General features: G+C 40.1%; 13 protein-coding genes and 3 tRNA genes. 1 reads left to right on the top strand and 15 read right to left on the bottom strand.

What is annotated here, in order from left to right; all coding sequences use genetic code 11:
- Positions 1-172 precede the first annotated feature (172 nt).
- Positions 173-868, top strand: a complete 696-nt coding sequence (locus tag DXB77_RS09665) for a hypothetical protein (RefSeq protein WP_118663115.1) — start codon at positions 173-175, stop codon at positions 866-868.
- 2 nt (positions 869-870) lie between these two features.
- Here DXB77_RS09665 and DXB77_RS09660 read toward each other — a convergent pair whose 3' ends face one another.
- The 15 genes from DXB77_RS09660 to DXB77_RS09590 form a co-directional block, all read right to left on the bottom strand.
- Entirely contained in the window at positions 871-1,572 is a 702-nt protein-coding gene (locus tag DXB77_RS09660; protein WP_021944247.1) for an RluA family pseudouridine synthase, read from the bottom strand.
- Between the two features lie 88 nt (positions 1,573-1,660).
- Complete coding sequence (locus DXB77_RS09655; RefSeq protein ID WP_008399752.1) at positions 1,661-2,350, bottom strand: response regulator transcription factor; 690 nt, start codon at positions 2,348-2,350, stop codon at positions 1,661-1,663.
- The gene (locus DXB77_RS09650; protein ID WP_118663114.1) at positions 2,328-3,938 is read right to left on the bottom strand and encodes a HAMP domain-containing sensor histidine kinase; all 1,611 of its coding nucleotides are present in this window, start codon (positions 3,936-3,938) and stop codon (positions 2,328-2,330) included. Before DXB77_RS09650 ends, DXB77_RS09655 begins: the two co-directional genes overlap by 23 nt.
- Positions 3,939-4,355: 417 nt before the next feature.
- Positions 4,356-4,988, bottom strand: coding sequence for a helix-turn-helix domain-containing protein (locus DXB77_RS09645; RefSeq protein ID WP_021944249.1), 633 nt, complete (start codon positions 4,986-4,988; stop codon positions 4,356-4,358).
- Positions 4,989-5,209: 221 nt separating this feature from the next.
- A complete protein-coding gene (locus DXB77_RS09640) occupies positions 5,210-6,064 on the bottom strand; it encodes a hypothetical protein (RefSeq protein ID WP_118663113.1) in 855 nt (284 codons plus the stop codon).
- Between the two features lie 11 nt (positions 6,065-6,075).
- Positions 6,076-8,010, bottom strand: a complete 1,935-nt coding sequence (locus DXB77_RS09635; RefSeq protein WP_182439472.1) for a L,D-transpeptidase family protein — start codon at positions 8,008-8,010, stop codon at positions 6,076-6,078.
- A gap of 14 nt (positions 8,011-8,024) precedes the next feature.
- A complete protein-coding gene (locus tag DXB77_RS09630; RefSeq protein WP_117807976.1) occupies positions 8,025-9,260 on the bottom strand; it encodes an FtsW/RodA/SpoVE family cell cycle protein in 1,236 nt (411 codons plus the stop codon).
- Positions 9,261-9,290: 30 nt separating this feature from the next.
- A complete protein-coding gene (locus DXB77_RS09625) occupies positions 9,291-11,291 on the bottom strand; it encodes a hypothetical protein (RefSeq protein ID WP_118663111.1) in 2,001 nt (666 codons plus the stop codon).
- Positions 11,292-11,303: 12 nt separating this feature from the next.
- Positions 11,304-12,830 carry an FHA domain-containing protein gene (locus DXB77_RS09620; protein ID WP_021944254.1) on the bottom strand — a complete coding sequence of 509 codons (1,527 nt, stop codon included), beginning with the start codon at positions 12,828-12,830 and terminating at the stop codon, positions 11,304-11,306.
- 147 nt (positions 12,831-12,977) lie between these two features.
- Positions 12,978-13,048, bottom strand: a tRNA-Cys gene (locus tag DXB77_RS09615).
- A 31-nt stretch (positions 13,049-13,079) separates the two neighbouring features.
- Positions 13,080-13,151 (bottom strand) — tRNA-Asn (locus tag DXB77_RS09610).
- Positions 13,152-13,228: 77 nt separating this feature from the next.
- Positions 13,229-13,316 (bottom strand) — tRNA-Ser (locus tag DXB77_RS09605).
- 90 nt (positions 13,317-13,406) lie between these two features.
- Complete coding sequence (locus DXB77_RS09600; RefSeq protein ID WP_021944255.1) at positions 13,407-14,654, bottom strand: fibronectin type III domain-containing protein; 1,248 nt, start codon at positions 14,652-14,654, stop codon at positions 13,407-13,409.
- A gap of 238 nt (positions 14,655-14,892) precedes the next feature.
- Positions 14,893-16,203, bottom strand: a complete 1,311-nt coding sequence (locus DXB77_RS09595) for a fibronectin type III domain-containing protein (RefSeq protein WP_021944256.1) — start codon at positions 16,201-16,203, stop codon at positions 14,893-14,895.
- Positions 16,204-16,446: 243 nt separating this feature from the next.
- The gene (locus tag DXB77_RS09590) at positions 16,447-18,108 is read right to left on the bottom strand and encodes a hypothetical protein (RefSeq protein WP_117807968.1); all 1,662 of its coding nucleotides are present in this window, start codon (positions 18,106-18,108) and stop codon (positions 16,447-16,449) included.
- Positions 18,109-18,282 lie beyond the last annotated feature (174 nt).

The raw sequence follows: 18,282 nt of genomic DNA, 5'->3' as shown, positions 1-18,282 counted from the left end.
TTTTCAAGGGATTTTTGCCGGTTCTGCCAGAATGTAAAACATTTTTTCTTGCAATTTGCACTGTTTCTGTATATATTATCCATGATGAAAAGCACTAAACACAGGAATGAAAAATCATTTGTCTGCAACGGATGATCTTTCCATATTCCAAACAAATAATGAGGGTAAAATAATGAATAAACAGGAGTCAAATACATCTTTCCATTTGAAAGGCGAATCAACAAAAACCGGAAAACTTCCGGTCTCTGAACAATATCTGGAAGATAAGGAAATCCAGGATCAGACAAAACAATTAAAAAATCAGACAGATATATCAACAGAAGGTCTGACAGAGACAGCCATTCTTCGTTTAAAAGCGGAGCAAACTTTTGCAAATAAGTCAAATGGTATCTCCGGTGCCACGCACAGCATCAGCACCTCCTACCACGAGGCAGTTCGGGAACAACAGGCATCTCTGACAAGACAGTGCAAGAACCGCCATACCTTTGCAATCATCCGGAAAACCATAACACTTGTTGTAATCTTTGCAATCCTGGTTGCAGGTATCTACTTCCTGTCCACACATCTCCGGAATCTGAAGCCACACGATGACAAATCCATGCAGGAGCTTCTCTGTGGATCAAAATGGACAATAGAAGATCTTGGCAGTTTCACATTCACAGAAGACAACAAAGTGATCAAAAAGAAAGGCTCCACCGAAACTGGAACCTATGAAGTAACAGATGACGACATTTTGATCATGCATTTCAAAAAAGAAGATCTGAGTTATCTGTTGGAAACCAGTTCAGATGGAACCGTAAAATGGGTACACAGCTATAATGGCTTTGAAGAAGTCATTATTCCGAATACCATTCCAATTACAAAATAATATTAAAATTCATCCAGCTCGATGATCTCAAAGGCTTTGCCCTCCGGCTCATTCTTAAAGATCATATGCTCACCCGTCACCGGATGTTCGAATTCCAGTCTGGATGCATGCAGACCGATCTGCTTATAAGATTTCTTTGTTTTCTGGAACTTTGGATTATACTTTGTATCGCCCCAGATTCCGGCTTTTTTACCAGCCATCTGTACACGGATCTGATGGGTTCTGCCTGTGATAAGATTGATCAGAACATAACTTAAGATTCCATCATCTGTCTCCATGACATCTAACACTTCATAATCCAGCTCCGCTAATTTGGCTCCCGGCGTATCTTTATCCACAATTCTTGTGACATTTGTCTTGTTATCGTGAATCAGATAATTCGTAATCGTTCCGGCATCATTCGGAAGTTCTCCGGTTAAGATTGCCTGATAATATTTGACCATCTCGCCATCTTCACTCTGCTTTGACAGCTTCGAAGCAGCCTCCTTGTTCTTGGCAAATAACATAATGCCGCCAACCGGACGATCCAGTCTATGGATCGGAGCCAGATATGGTTCCTCTGTCCGATGCTCTTTCTCAAAAATGCGAAGCTTCAACATACTGACCATATTTTCAGAATTCTTCTTGTCCGGCTGGGATGGCAGCCCATACGGCTTCACCGCAACCAATATATCATTATCTTCATATAATACTTCTATCTTCATCTGTTATCTCCTTATCAGAACCTATCAAAATCCAAAGCTCTGATGCACACTCTCCCATCTGTGCAGGCTCTGTCCTCACACTTTTTCACTACATTCTGAATCGGTATCCAACGCCCCATACAGTTTCGATGTACTGTGGCTTAGATGTATCAAATTCGATCTTCTCACGGATCTTCTTGATATGAACCGTAACGGTTGCGATATCTCCGATACTCTCCATATTCCAGATCTTGTTAAACAGTTCATCCTTTGAAAATACCTTATTCGGATTGCTTGCAAGGAAAGTCAGAAGATCGAATTCCTTATTTGTAAATACCTTCTCTTCTCCATCCACATAGACACGACGATCGGTCTTGTCAATCTTTAATCCACGGATCTCAATGACATCATTCTGCAATGCGGTTGAACCAATCAGACGCTCATATCTGGAAATATGTGCCTTTACTCTGGCAACCAGCTCACTTGGACTGAATGGCTTTGTTACATAATCATCAACACCAAGTCCAAGTCCACGGATCTTATCAATATCATTCTTCTTTGCTGTAACCATGATGATCGGAATATCCTTCTTCTCACGAATCTGACGACAGATTTCAAATCCATCCAGATCCGGAAGCATCAGATCAAGCAGGATCAGGCTGTAATCATTCTCTAATGCCTTATCCAGACCCTTTGCTCCATTTGTCTCTATCTCAACCTCAAAATCATTCAACTCCAGATAATCCCGCTCCAGCTCTGCTATGCTAAGTTCATCTTCAATTATCAGTATTCTGCTCATCTTTATTTTCCTCCTTGATGTATTTCTTCAATGTGAAATAGATCGTTGTACCTTCACCTTTCTTACTGGTCGCCCAGATCTTTCCACCATGTTCTTCCACGATCTTCTTGCAGATAGCAAGCCCCAGTCCGCTTCCACCTCTGGAACGTCTTGCACTGTCTGCACGATACGTTCGGTCAAATATATGCGGCAGGCTCTCTTTGTCGATCCCCCGTCCATCATCATTGATCGATACCTTGATCATTTTCTCACTTTCTTCTATAGAAATGTCAATATGACCTTCCTCTTTATCTGTATACTTGATCGCATTTGTCACAATATTGTTGATAACACGCTTCAACTGATCCGGATCAACAACAACCTTTACATCTTCCGCACAATAATTGTTATAGTTCAGTGTCATATTATGTGATAACAGATCTGCCCGAACCTCTTCCATACAGTCATTAAAATAGTCTTTTACCGATACTCTGTGGAATTCATACGGAATCGCATTGTTCGTAATATTGGTATATAGCGACAATTCGTTGATCAGCGCATCCAATTCATTTGCCTTATTATAGATCATCTTCAGATAACGATCCTGCTTCTCCGGTGTGTCTGCCACACCATCCATCAGACCCTCAACGTATCCTTTGATCGTTGTGATCGGAGTTTTCAGATCATGAGAAATGTTACTGATCAGCTCCCTGTTTTCTTCCTCATACTGCATCTTAAGCTCAACCGATTCATTCAGGCGCTCTCTCATGTCGTTAAATGACCGGCATAATTCTCCAATCTCATCTTTTCTTCCATCACTGACCTCTACCGGCTCTCCCAGATTCCCGGTACCAATCTCCTCTGCTGCCTCCTTCAGACGAACCAGCGGACGGATGAACTGTACATATACCAGTGTCGACAAAGCAGTTGTCAGAACCAGCATGATCAAGAACATCATAAGGATAAATCCAACCAGCGCACTCTTAAACTGGCTGACGTAATTACCATAATATGTAACCAGGAAAATACTGATCGATTTGCCATTGATCTGATAATCGATCTCATTACACAGATATGCCTGTGGAGATGTCAGCATATATTCATAAGTTTTTCCATATTTTCCAAATGCATATGAACCCTGATCACCCATTTCCCCGGAACCGGACTCTGATGAACTGTTTTCTACTTCCTTCTGCTTGATTCCCTTCTCACCATTGATATAGATTGCACGTTTGGTAAGTAAAGACGCTTCCAGTTTTTCTACTTCATCTTTTATACCGGAATATGTAAATTCACCATCAATATAGACAAGCACCGATGTCCTGTAATTTCCGGCTTTCTGGTTCAGACTGTCCAGATATTTCTTATCATAGAATTTGTCCGGATCTGTCTGCAGATCCTCCTGCACATCCGACATGATGATCGACAGATTCCGGTATGTTTCCTTAATCGGATCGCTGATTGAATATAATGACTGTATACTGTAACCGTCACCAAACATTTCTGACAAATAACTTCGTCCAATCACGATCGTACCTACCAACATGATCAGCACGATAAAGATCCAGACGGAAACCAACGCCCATTTAACTTTTTTTATGATCTTCATATGTTTTCCTTTATAATTGTTTTTCCTCGCAATGCTCATCTCGTAATCTTTCAGATTACTCTCGCAATGCTCATCTCGTAATTCTTCGGATTACTCTCGCAATGCTCATCTCGTAATCTTTCGGATTACTCTCGCAATGCTCATCTCGTAATTCTTCGGATTACTCTCGCAATGCTCATCTCGTAATCCTTCGGATTACTCTCGCAATGCTCATCTCGTAATCTTTCAGATTACTCGATGTCCGTGCTTCGCACTATCAGATCATAAAAATAAATCAGGTCTTGTGCAAGCACAACCTGGTTTATTTTTATGATCTGGCATTGCTCGGCATACGCTCATTATATCACGGATTCAATTTCTCTTATATGAAGTTTTTATAAAGAAAGACTAACAGATGGATGAAGCTGGCATATGTTCTTATTTATTCTTCTTACCAAATAATCGTTTTTTCTTTTTTCCTCCGGCTTCTGCTGCCGCGATCTCCCGTCTGGTCTGCTGCATTTCCCGGATCACGGTATCCAGTCTCTGATACCGTTCCTCTGCCCGCTCATCCTGTTCCTTCATAATAACATCCATCTGCTTTGCGATCTGCTCTGTTGCTTCCGCAGTTACTGCCTGACTGATCGGCTTGATATTCTCCTTTATCGAATTTCCCACAATCTTCGTCATCATCGACTGGAACTGCACCAGCTTAAAATCAACAATCCGCTCCTGATCCTCACCCGGCTCCTCCGTGATCTGGGTAACTGTATTGACCAGTTCCGAGGTGAAATCTGTTTCAACCTCCTTCGATGCCGTTTCAACCGGAACTCCATTTTCCAGAATATCATACATTTTCTGCACCAGTTCATGGATCGCCTTTAACTGGATCCCCCGATCCTTCAGCTCCTTTATCTTCTTCAAAATTCTGATATCCTGCTCATCATAGTACCGATGTCCCATATCATTTCGCTTGATCCTCATATCCAGTTCTTCTTCCCAGTAGCGAAGCACATGTGGTTCAACATCCACCATTTTTGCCGCCTCTTTTATCAGATATTTATTTCCCATTTGAATAGCACCCTCCTGATATTTTTTGTGAACCTCCCAGAAGGCCTGTCCACTTCACAAAATAATTCTACATTTATCTTCCCCTCTCTACAATTCTTATCGTGAGCATTCTTTTTACAGCTTTCTACATAAAAAAACATCCCGGTCAGAACATTATCCGGATTCCTTTTCAGCTTCCGGGCAACATCTCCAACCGGGATGTAATATCATATATTTGCAGGCTAATTATTGATCTTTACGATCTTATAAACCCCATCCGATGTCATGCGAAAATAAATATTCTTACTTGCTGAACCGATCAGCCATGCATCACCATCCCTGCTTTTCCGCAGGTTATCGATCGCATCGGTTCCTACTGCCTCCAACAGCTTATCTGTGAAGATCTGATCAGCCGGGATCGCCATCAGCTCATCTATATTTGCAATGGACTCTCCGCTTCCAAGTTCCTGCGGATAGTTCAGGATCTCAGACAAGCCATTGACATCCTTATTCTGGAACACCGTTATGATCTGTTGTGCAAATGCTTTACTTTCCGCCTCTGCATTCTCGATCACATCTTCTCTCTCATCATAATGATCCTCAAATGAAAGCAACGGAAGGATACTGTCTACAACTGAATCCTCTGCTGTTACATAGATGTACAGACAATAATGAATATTCGTATCACTCCAGAAAACAACCCTGCCCGGATTCAGCTTATAATACGTTGCATTGTATCCCTGAACCCCTGATACCAGCATATCTCCGGTACCGGTATTCGTTACCCCTGCCAGATCAAAATCACTGTATACCGCAGATGCAAGGAACTGACAATCAATTCCGTTATAAACAAATTTTATACAGGCGATCTCTTTATTTTTGATCTCGTATGAAACATCCTTAACCATATTTGAAGAAGCAACATCAATGATCATGCCAAGCCGCTTAAAATCCTCCGGACCACTGACCGGGCCGTCAGTTACAACCTCTGTTGTCTCTTCTTTTGGCTGACTGTCTGCTTTTCCACAAGCAGTACAGACCGCAAGTAATCCTGTTAAAATGCACAGACTATAAATCCATTTTCTGAACTTCTGCACGTTATTTCCTCCTAATGGCAGCCATTCTGCTTGCACTTATACTGCATATTTGGATCGGTTGGATCCCATGTGTGCCAGGATGGCAGCTTATATGCAGTTGGCTTTGGAAATGGATCACTGCCCTTTTTATTTATGATCGTAACCTTTGTTCCAACCTCACAATTATCATATAACCATTTTGCATCTCCGGCGGTCAGTCGGACACATCCGTGAGAGCAGGTTGTCCCCAGCTTGTTATATGCATATACACTGAGTGCGTTATTATTATTTACATCATTATAATATACGGAATGGAACAGATATCCTTCATAGATACCGGTACACCACTGTCCCCAGCAAGGTCCCATCAGTTCATGCCATCTGTAGTGACTCTGTGTATGGAAGGTTCCAAGCGGTGTGCTCTGACCTGTAGAACAAATAAAGGAACGGACCGGAATGATATAACCCTTATCTCCATCCTTCGCATATACCGTAACAACATTTGAATACTTATTTACAATGATCTCATAAGAATCCTGCTTGCCAATAACATCATCCACTTCTACCGCACGTTTTCCGTTTGAGCAGAAATAGAACTTATAACCATCCACATATGCCCATTTCTTGCGGTACATCACACCATCCGTACCGAAATAATAATAGGCATCCTTGATCTTCTTATAACCTGTCTGCGGATGTCCGTTATTATCGCAATAGTATGTATTTCCATCTATAGTGACAAGCCCTGTCGCATTTGCAAGTTTTCCATCTGTCCGGAAAATATAGATCTTACCGCTGATCGTATGTGGACCTGTATATGCAGTTCCGGTCCTGTCAAAATAATATGTATTCTTGTCAACGGTCTTCCATGCTTCCTTCACAGCCACACCATCAGATTCAAAATAATAATACTTGCCATTGATCTGTTTCAGTCCGGTTGCCGCATATCCGGTATCCTCCATATAATAAAGCTTTCCATTATATGTTATGAACTGATTTCTGTAGAGCACACCATTCTTATTGAAATAACAGGTATGTCCATCGACAGTTGCAAGTCCGGTTGTTGCCTTTCCGTTACTGCCAAAATAAAACTTCTTGCCATTGATCGTGCGCCATTCATTCTGGATCATTCTTCCATATTTTGTAAAATAATAATACGTTCCCTTTACCTTTTTCAGACCGGAGAATGTATATCCCTTATATCCAACAAAATAAATATTTCCATTTACTGTAAAGAACTTGCTTTTCTGAAGTACGCCATTCTTATTAAAGAAATAACGATGTCCGTCAATCGTACAGAAACCTGTCTTTGCCTTTCCATCATAGCCAAAGTAGAACTTTTTGCCGTTGATCGTTTTCCAGGTCTTAACTGCCATTCTGCCCTTTTTGCTGAAGTAATAATAAGTTCCCTTTACCTTCTTCAGGCCGGAAAACGTATGTCCCTTATATCCAACAAAAAAAGTCTTTCCATTTACCTTGAAAAATTTGCTCTTCTGCAGCTCACCCTTATCATTAAAGTAATACCGGTTGCCATTAATCGTACAGAATCCCGTTTTTGCCTGTCCGTTATAGCCAAAGAAGAATTTCTTACCATTGACTACTTTCCAGACCTTCTTCTGCATTCTGCCATACTTATCAAAGAAATATCTGGCATCACCGATCTTCTTTTTACCGGTAACTGCCTGACCATTTTTCTTACTGAAATAATAGGTCTTTCCGGAAAGAACCTTCCAGCCCTTTACTGCCTTTCCATTCTCGTAATACTTCCGTCCGCCTTTTACATTTACCCAGCCGTTTTTCACTGTTGCCAGTTCTGCACCGGCTGTTGTCTGTAATTCTGCATCCGTAGCCTCTGCCTCATTTTCAGATGTATAAGCCTCTTCCGCTCTGGATGGTATTGATATTGCTCCTGCCATACATACGGCAAATGCCATCACCGCCAGTAAACCTCTAAGTATCTTTTTCATTGTTCTCTCCTCATCTAAGATATTCTTGAATATTTTCGATTCACCTGCTGTCTCCGTATTCCGATCACAAGTCCAATCTCCATTAATGTACATATGATGGCAGAACCACCTGCACTGATAAATGGCAGCGATACACCTGTATTCGGAAAGAAATTCACAGCCACACAGACATTGACTATAATCTGGAAAATGATATGTAAGATCACCCCGATCACAACCACACTTGCATATATATTTCTGGACTCTTTCACAACAATAACCATCTGATACAAAAGATATCCAAACATCAAAAACATAATAATAACACCGATCAGTCCAAGCTCCTCACAGATGATAGCAAAGATCATATCATTCTGTGCTTCCGGAATGTTGCTCAGCTTCTGTGTACCATTTCCAAGTCCCTTGCCAAGCAATCCGCCGCTTCCGATCGCATACAGAGACTGTAATGGCTGATAGCCAAGCGTACCTGCATACCGTTCCGGATCCAGCCATCCGAAGAATCTCCGAATCTGATATGGGTATTTGTCCATCTCACTGTCAAGCGGCATATTCGCCTTTAACCACATGATAAAGATAACAATCATTACAATACCAACCGCTGCAATGATCAGATGCATTTTTGGATGTTTTCCAACAATAAATGTCAGAATAAATACCATGAGCATAAGGATCAGGCAACTGCTCAGATTGGATGATATCTTCAATATCAGTCCCGCCTGAAGTGCAACTAACAGCCATAAGATCAAGGTATATCTGAATTTATCAAATTCCTTCCAGAAACGGTTCACATACCAGCCCATAAAAACGATCATACAGACCTTTGTTGCATCCGCAACCTGAAGCTGCATAAATCCCAGATTCAGCCATCTGGTCGCACCACCGGAATTAATACCAAGTGGTGTCTTTAACATAACGATCAAAACCAGAGATATAACATACGCCAGGATTCCACATTTCTTGATCAGCTTATACGGAACCCAGTTAAGGAATGCAGCAATAATAACTCCAAGTGCCATTACCTTCAACTGCTTTTTAAAGTAATATGCCGAATCGTAATTCGTGACGCGGCTGATCGACGATGTATAACTGGACGCACTGAAGATCATAATAAGTCCAAATGCCATAAGGAACACAACTGCAACTATGATCTTGATCTCTACTCCTGGGGTATAGGTATATCCTTTTTTCTCTGTCTGTCCGTTCTGTTCCACTTTTCCCCGAACACTCATATCCTGTCCGTTTGAAACCATGGTTACCCCTTTCTCACTTTAACGAATTTTTTATTTAATAGTAAATGTAAATTTCTCAACCAGCTTATCGGTATCATCATATACATATAAGGTTGCATCTCCCTTGATCGCAGATGACGGATCAATGCTCATCCATGTTGTATAACGATCCTTTACCTCTCCAAATGTAATGTCATTGCTCTTTGTACCATCTGAATATATTACATACCCTTTCAGACTCATAGATGCATCATTTTCATTCAGATACATAGTATGTACATAGATCGTCTTGCTGGAATCCGCAGATGTCTTCTTATTTTTGTAATCATCCAGTTTATCATTTACAAATGATTCTACTGTCCATCCGATCAACTTTGTATAATCATCTTCTGCCGAACCATAATCTGCATAACGAAGATCACAGAGATAACTCATCGTTGTCTCATCACTGCGATCCTTATGATCCTTTACATAAGCTGCTTTTGCCTTGTTGATCTTATCCGTTACATCTTTCTTTGTAACCTGCTCGTATTTCTCAACAGCACCCTTGTAATCCTTGCTCTTGTAAAGAGAGCTTCCCCATTTTGTATAAGCACTGTCAATCTTCTTTGTGCAATCTTTATACTTGGAATCCACCTCACCGTAAGTCTTGATCGCATCCTCAAACTTCTTATCTGCCAGATATGTCTCTGCCTGCTTGATCAGACACTCATTTGCCTTATCGGAATAATCGGAATATTCTGATTTCAGGAACAGCTCTTTTGCTGCCGCATACTCTTTAGCTTCCATTTTGTCAGATGCATTATTGTAGTAACATTCCTTGATCTTATCTGCGGCATCCTTATAATCTCCGGCTGTCTCGTATGCCTTGACTGCCTCATCATATTTCTTCTGCTCTGCAAGTGTCTCACCATTCATGTAAGAACACTCTTTTACTTTTTCTGCCGCTCCGGTATAATCTCCTGCCTTTGTATAATACTCAGCAGCTTCTGTATATTTCTTCTCACCGTAGAGCTTCTCTGCCTGATTGAAATAACACTCTTTTGCCTTATCTGCTGCATCCTTATATTCATCTGCAACTGTTTCCAATGCAATTACTTTCTCATAAGATGCCGCCGCATCAATATAATTGCCTTCTTCTGCAAGACTTGCTGCATACTCATAATATACGCCGCCATTTACCTTAGTCTCTGCATCCTTCATCCAGCCGGCTTTCTTATACAGTTCAACTGCATCATCGATCCGTCCATCCTTATAAGCCTCTTCTGCCTTGTTATAATTCAGATACTTTGGAACAACATAAGCAGCTCCACCGCCAAGAGCAAGAACAACTACGATCAGAATAATGATCAGTGCTACTTTTCCACCCTTGCCTTTTTTCTCTTTTGGCTGCTTTGGTGTCTTTGGTTCTTTTGAAGCCTTTGGAGCTTTCGGCTGTTTCGGAGCCTTTTCCTTTTTTGACTTTTTATTTTTCTTTTTCTCATCCTTTTCGTTTACAGGCATACCACCCATAACACCTGGCTGGCCAGGGATTGGTCTTGGCTGAAATGGCGGGATCCCATTCTGTGGTGCTGCACCCGGCTGACCCTGCATTGGTCTTGGCTGGAATGTCGGAACCATCCCATTTGGTCCCGGCATCGGACGGCCATTTGGTCCCGGCATCGGACGGCCATTTGGTCCCGGCATTGGGCGGCCGTTTGGTCCCGGCATCGGCATTCCCTGATTCTTCAGCATATCGGCTGACAGAACCGTTGTACCTTCTTCATCCTCATTTTCTTCAACCTTCTTATCCAGATCAACTGCCTTTAATACAGTCGTCCCTTCTTCTTCCATTTCATCTGTATCAACAACAGCAGCATTTGCCTCTTTGCTGATGTCCGGCAATTCCTTTCCTATATCCTCATTTTTTGATACATCTGCTACCTGGGAAGCTACATCCTCCATTCCGACACTGTTACCGTTGTCAGCTGCCATATCCTCAACTTTTTTCCCGCAAACAGGACAAACCTTCATATCCGGTCCAAGTTCGCAACCACAATTATCACAATACATGACAGTTCCTCCTTATTTAATCTTGAAGAAAAATTCTTCATTTGAAAGCTGTATCGTACTATTATCCGGGATCACAACCTCAATATTGCTGTAAAGCATCTCCCCATTCAGGTATGTGTGATTGGTTGAATTATTATCCCTTAAATAATAAACACCATTTATATTTGTGATATAAGCATGTCTTCTGCTGACAGATTTATTGTCTGTAATCTTGAAATCAACACCCTGGTCTGCCTTACCCATACAGAATACCTGCTTATTAATATAAATCTTCTCTCCGGTTCTTTTTCTGACAAGAATTGGACGCTTCAGACCATCACTTAATGATTTCGACAATACTGTTGTCTCATCCTCGCTGTCATCCGGCTTTCTGGTTTGTCTGTCCTCGGACAGTCTGCCAATCTCTTCGTTTCTTCTTCGAACCTCCATCGCCAGTTTTCTGGCTTCTTCATTGTTCTTTCTGGCTTCATATTCTGCACGCATTCTGGCTTCCTCTGCGCGCATCTCTTCTTCCCGTGCCAACCGAACTTCTTCTGCCAGTCTTTCTGCTTCTGCCGAAGCTCTCCGGAATTCTTCTTCCGCCTGACTTGCCTGTTCCTCTGCCAGTAATCTGGCTGTATTTATCTCTTTTTTAGAATTCTCATCCTCCGCTTCCCGCATCTTACATGCATATAAAACTGCGGTCTGTGATTTGTTATTATATTCTTTTTCTGCGGCCTGTTTGTCAATCTCTGCCTGTATTCTGGCAGCTTCAGCGAGCATCCGCATCTCCTCTGCAGATCTGGCAACATTTGCCTGCTGTTTTGCATACTCTGCCAGCCGTTTTGCCTCACTCTCGGCGTGGAGCCTTGCGATCTCGGCATTTCTGGCAGCTTCCTCGGCACGAAGAATATTAATCTCCATCTTCGCATGATTTGCTGCAATCTCTTTGGTCTTTGATGATGTTTTCTCCGTATTTACCAGCAACTGGCTCTGCGCCCGTAACTCCCGGATAAACAAATTGAACTGGATCGCATTGAATTCCTTGTGTCCATTCAGATACTCTATGATCTGATTTGCACATTCGATCGCCGGTGTATGTGCATAGACAAGCACTGACAGAAAACTTCTGATAAACTCTTCTACACCTGTCATATCTGATGGATTATCAAATGGGAGAAATATCAACTGTACACTGAAATCATTCAATCTTACATACATATATTTCAGGTCAAATACGATCTTTCCCAATTTCAGACCGTTATGTACCATAGACACCATCTGTCTGCTGATACTGTACAAATACTCTACCAGTTCATCCCGGAATATCGGCTTCCCGATCAACTGTTCCATCGTCAGATCACCTTCAATACAGTATTCCAGTATTCTTTCACCTTTTACAAATGTTTCTTTACAGGTATTTGTATTTCCCGCAAAAGGCACATTATATATCTTTATCTCTTCCTGGTTCAGTGTCATTGATTCATCTAATTTGTAACGAACTCTCTGTTCCCTGCTCTTTTGCGTCATAAAGCCCTCCTCCACAAAGGAATCTTTCATTTATATGTCTCCTGAACGCCCCTTTTCTGTTACTCAAAAATAGTTTCAGAAAATGGGACAAACTCCCAGAGTTATTATAACAAACCACTTTGTAAAAGTAAATGCACAACAAAAAAGAGACTGGAAACATTCCAATCTCTTTTCAAGAGGCGCGAGCCGGATTTGAACCGGCGATGACGGTGTTGCAGACCGGGGCCTTACCACTTGGCTATCGCGCCATTTATTAAATTTTAAAGCTTTCGCTTTAAGCTCCCCGAGTAGGGCTCGAACCTACAACCCCTCGGTTAACAGCCGAGTGCTCTACCATTGAGCTATCGAGGAATATCCTTCGTCAAAATCCATCCAGCAGGGCTCCTGCAATGCCATCTCCCTACAAATTCTATCATTTAGATAAAATACGCAGAAGGAGGGATTTGAACCCTCGCGCCGCGCGAACGGCCTACACCCTTAGCAGGGGCGCCTCTTCAGCCACTTGAGTACTTCTGCAAAATGCCTAAATGAAATGTTCCCACCAGGGATATTAAATTTTGACGCTAGTACATGATAACAAAGGATATATTGTTTGTCAAGTTTTTTTTACTCAATATTCATATATAAATGCCATGTATAGGATGCCTTATATGTGTTCCTGCCAACCTGAACCTCTGGAATAACATACATTGCTGTATATTTTCCCTCAATACAATTATTATATTCATAGGAATTTGTTCCGGCACCAACCGTTGCAACCTCATACCATTCCGGCTTTTCTGCCTTGATATCATTACATGCATATACATGATATTTTGTTACATTCTTTACACTTTCCCAGTTGATCTCTACAGAATTTCTTCCGGTACGCTTCATACTGATCTTTGCCTGTGGGATCACAGTCTGCATATCTGTCCATTTACCAAAATACTTCTTGCCATTGATCTTGACATAGGCTCTGACACGAACCTTGAAGCCTTTATTTTCAACGGAAGGAATGTTGATACTGAGCTTTGTTTTTGTAGAATAATACAAATTCAATCTTCTTCCTTCCAGTGAATATACTTCCATCTGATATCCGGTTGGATCATACTTATCACCAGCCGCTTTTGTCCATCCAATTGTTACAGTATTGCTTTCTGTTGGCTGCCACAATAAATTGTTATACCGGAATGCCGCTACTCTCTTTGGTCTTTTTGGTGATGAATAGAAATCATATGCTTCGATATTTCCACCCTTTGCCATAAAGCCGGAGCTGGAACGCTTTACAGGTACAACACGGACATTATTAACAGATCCGGTTCTGACACGGATCGATACCGCATTTTTCTTTACAACCGCTTTTTTCTTATCATTTACATATACAATATAACGGTTTGCACCTCTCACCTTATCCCACTTAAATCTGATATAATGAGGAGTCGCCTTGATCTGCTTGATCGTAGATTTTGCTGTCTTAGATGGCGAAGTTACTACTTCTAATCTCTTTCCTGCAGGTCCGATCTTATATTTTCCATTTTCTTTTTTATAAACAGCCTTTACAACTACATAATATGTTCTGCTTGACGTAAGGTTACTAATTTTTTTCTTTGTATTTTTACTTCCTACAACATCACATGTTTTATTTGTCAGGCGCTTATATTTTCCATTTCCTGATGAAATAAACACATCATAACCATATGCATTTTTCAGGCTCTTCCAGCTCACCGTAACCGAATCCTCTTCTGACCGGGTCTGTGTGAGTCCCTTTACTTCGCTTGCTGCAGATGCCTTCAATGTTCCGTTTGAAAAAAAACATACTGCCATCATAACAAATATAAATGCCTTTAATATTGATAAGTTTCTGTTTTTCATGCCAATCATTTCCTTTTTGTTAAAATTATATTACAAAAATATCAAATTTCTGATACATAGTCAATATTTATTTCATTTTAGTCTTTTTTATGGTCTTTATTATATATCATTCTGATCTTGAATCCTAGTCCCTGATTATAAGATTGAAATTATAAAAAACACTGGAAAAACCATCAAAACTTATGATTTCTCCAGTGTTTTTTCAACTAAATACTTTTATGATTATTAAAGTAAAATTTTAATAATACTTGCTCATGTACATACTCATATACCATGTGGCATCTGCCTTATATGACTTCTTACCGATCTTTACAGTTGGTATAACATAAAATCCTGCATAATTACCGGTTTTCAGCTTTTTAACAGTATATGATGTTGTTTTCTTTCCTACTTTTGCAACCTTATACCATTTTTTATTGCTGGTAAATGAACCTGCATTCTTGCATGCATAGATAGTATAGCCTGTAGCATTTGAAACTTTCTTCCATGATAATTTTACAGAAGTCTTTGACTTTCTTGTAAGTTTAACATCTGCCTGAGGAATTACAACCTTAGTTTTTGACCATTTGCTGTAACACTTCTTACCATTTACTACAACATAACTTGAAACCTTTACTCTGAATCCTTTATTCTTTATTGCCTTCAAGCTAAATGTCTTGCTTCTTGTATATGAATTGGTAATATTATATGTTTTCAGCTTTTTCTTACCATCAACTGAATAAACAGCAATTCTATATCCCTGTTCATAGAACTCATTATTATCATTTCTATCCCAACCAACTGTTACTTTAGTTTTGCTATATTTATCCCAACTTATATTATTATAGGCTAAACTTGCAACTTTAACAGGAGCCTTAGGTGCAGTTTTAACACCAGATACAGATTCATAATTATAACTATAGATTGCTTCATATCCTGTTGAAGATACTCTTACAGGATATACATAATATGTGCTTTGTGTTCCTGCTTCGGCTTTAAGCTTTACAGAAGTCTGTGAACCATTAACTTCTGCTACTTTTACACCATTTGTCATATTATTATCACGATATATAACATATTTTGTAGTACCATAAGAAGGTGACCACTGTATTGTTACTGAATTATATGTTGCACCAATCTGTTTAACTGTGCCCAGTGCGTCTGATGACGGTGCTGTAACAATTTCACCTGTAGCTGCCAAATTCTCTTTTGCATTATAAACATAACCAGTGCCACTTACATATGTTTCATATACAGGCACGGCTTTTACTTTATATGTACATCCCACACTTAAGCCAGTATAAGTATACTCTGGTTTATAACTATCTGGATAAATATCATCATCTACTCTTATCCATTTAGCACCATTATTTGATGAATAATAGATGTAATATCCTTTTGCGCCATCAGCACCATTAAATTCTATCTTGGCTCTATTCTGCCCTACTTCTGTCTGCCTGATATTTGTAACATTTGTCGCTGCCATAGATGTAATACTCATCGCAAACAGCATAATACTTGTAATTGCCAGTAAAAGTAATGATTTACTGAATACTCTTTTCTTTTCCATAGAACTCTCCTTTACTTTTTAAAACTTTTTGCTCTGGCTGATTCAGCCCAAGAATCAGCCTATAATAATAATTTACGATATATTTGATCTCGTGTCAATTTGATGTGATTAGTGAATACTGCCAATTTTATTTATGCAGTTTGTACACATTTACACAGATTTTAAATACATCTTGCATATACTTTATATAAGTGTACGCATTCAAAGCATTTCCTTTTTATACAGTATTTTTTTCTAAATGATTTATTTGTCGTACGAGATCAACTGATTGATTGCATCCTCTCCTTCCTGATAAAATACTTTGATAGAATCTCCCGGCTGAATGAGGATCAGACTTTCATTTTCAGCAAAATCCTGCTTGTAGACATTTCGTTTTTCATCTGTAATATACACATAGGTACTATCCTCTAACTGGATGAACTGAATGTCTTTGACCGTGATCTGCTTGTTTGGAAGATTGTCGGACAGATCTTTGCCCGTCTTTAATCCATTCTGTGCCAGCAGTTTATTATAAGATATCAGTGTTTCCTTCTGTGTATTTCCGGTTGCTACGATGTTGTATTTCTCGACATCAACCAGTGCATACATTTTGACAAGACCACCGTTATCCTTTAATACCATGATATAAGTAGGAATACCACCAATATTTATTAATGAAGGGAAGGATGCTTTATATCCAAGGTGCTGTACCTGTCCTTCTGCCGATGCCATGGCAGAATGCTCTTCCGCTCCTGCGATTGAATAATATTTACTCTCTCCGGTACGAAGATTGATCATAACAAAACCGATATTGGATTCATCTCCATTTACGGAAGTTACGCCGGTGTATACCCACACATCTCCGTTCATGACCTTATAACCATAATCATCTGTTGTCGTTTTGCATCCCTTATTTCCAAATACACTGTTCCAGTAGCCACCGGATAATTTTCCGTACCAGTCATATTTTCTGCATGCAAGATCTCCGTCATAGACACGGTCTACCCATTTTGGTACATCACCGACTGCATGATATTCAGTATCACCGGTACATGGATCACAGATTACGATGCCCTTTACATCCTTTGCTCCGAACAGACCTGCATTTGCTGTCAGTACCGGACAGATATAATATGGATTTCCGTTATCATCCAATTCCAGATAAAAGCCTTCAAACATAGCCGTCGGATATGCCATTTGCACATGACGGTACAGATTCTGATTAAAATATGCAGAAGGTGAATAGATCATTGGTTTTTCAAGCTTTACATATTTTGCTTCATTCTTTACCGGATCGACGAGTACATATCCCGGTATACCGCTCTTTTTATTATTCATATATTTGATGAATCCGGCATATTCCAGAGCTGCTACCTTCATCGGACTTCCATTATAATCGATCGTACTGTAGTCACTGCTTACTTCGTACTGGCTGACTACATCAGATAAAGAACCGATTGCACGTTCACCGATAATAACTGCGGTATCTGTATCCATCAGTGCTATATCATTGATCTCTTTGCTTTCTACGATATCAGTCTCAAAATCACCATCTTCGATCTGTATCAGTCCGGCATATTTGGAAGATGCAAATAATTTGGATGATCCGATCCATCCAACAAGTGCTGCCAGAATCATGATTCCGATCACAATACCAAATATCTTCGTCAGTTTTGGTGATACAGGCATATCATCCATCTGTTCTGCCTTTAAATTCAATGTACAAATAAAAAGTGCAACAACTGTTACGATCATCCATATCCAGAATTCAACACTGTGAAGATTGATTGTCGGCGTTAATACATAATATAATACTGCTTCTATTACGATGATTACTGCCAGCATGATAAAATTCCATTTACCAAATTTTCTGCCGGATTGGTCTGCATCATAATAACTTTCTTTTTTCTTTTTGTTCTTACCCATATCCATCACTCTCCTTTTTTACGGAAAAAATGCGCCAGGAACATCCCAGCGCATCTCTCTTAAACATTTACTATTTAAATGGCTTTGAACATCACAATGCTATTGTAACCTGATGCACATAATTATGTATAGCTGTGAATATCCCTATTATAATTCTTTAATATATCAATTTTG

This window comes from Clostridium sp. OM05-9, assembly GCF_003481465.1.
Lineage (GTDB): Bacteria > Bacillota > Clostridia > Lachnospirales > Lachnospiraceae > Coprococcus > Coprococcus ammoniilyticus.
The sequence above is the reverse complement of the archived record's forward strand: the minus strand, read 5'-3'. Positions and strand labels throughout refer to the sequence as shown.

Excerpts from the sequence above, each read along its gene's own strand:
- DXB77_RS09665 (WP_118663115.1), top strand. The coding sequence starts at position 173 with ATGAATAAACAGGAGTCAAATACATCTTTCCATTTGAAAGGCGAATCA.
- DXB77_RS09660 (WP_021944247.1), bottom strand. The coding sequence starts at position 1,572 with ATGAAGATAGAAGTATTATATGAAGATAATGATATATTGGTTGCGGTG.
- DXB77_RS09655 (WP_008399752.1), bottom strand. The coding sequence starts at position 2,350 with ATGAGCAGAATACTGATAATTGAAGATGAACTTAGCATAGCAGAGCTG.
- DXB77_RS09650 (WP_118663114.1), bottom strand. The coding sequence starts at position 3,938 with ATGAAGATCATAAAAAAAGTTAAATGGGCGTTGGTTTCCGTCTGGATC.
- DXB77_RS09645 (WP_021944249.1), bottom strand. The coding sequence starts at position 4,988 with ATGGGAAATAAATATCTGATAAAAGAGGCGGCAAAAATGGTGGATGTT.
- DXB77_RS09635 (WP_182439472.1), bottom strand. The coding sequence starts at position 8,010 with ATGAAAAAGATACTTAGAGGTTTACTGGCGGTGATGGCATTTGCCGTA.
- DXB77_RS09630 (WP_117807976.1), bottom strand. The coding sequence starts at position 9,260 with ATGGTTTCAAACGGACAGGATATGAGTGTTCGGGGAAAAGTGGAACAG.
- DXB77_RS09625 (WP_118663111.1), bottom strand. The coding sequence starts at position 11,291 with ATGTATTGTGATAATTGTGGTTGCGAACTTGGACCGGATATGAAGGTT.
- DXB77_RS09620 (WP_021944254.1), bottom strand. The coding sequence starts at position 12,830 with ATGAAAGATTCCTTTGTGGAGGAGGGCTTTATGACGCAAAAGAGCAGG.
- DXB77_RS09600 (WP_021944255.1), bottom strand. The coding sequence starts at position 14,654 with ATGAAAAACAGAAACTTATCAATATTAAAGGCATTTATATTTGTTATG.
- DXB77_RS09595 (WP_021944256.1), bottom strand. The coding sequence starts at position 16,203 with ATGGAAAAGAAAAGAGTATTCAGTAAATCATTACTTTTACTGGCAATT.
- DXB77_RS09590 (WP_117807968.1), bottom strand. The coding sequence starts at position 18,108 with ATGGGTAAGAACAAAAAGAAAAAAGAAAGTTATTATGATGCAGACCAA.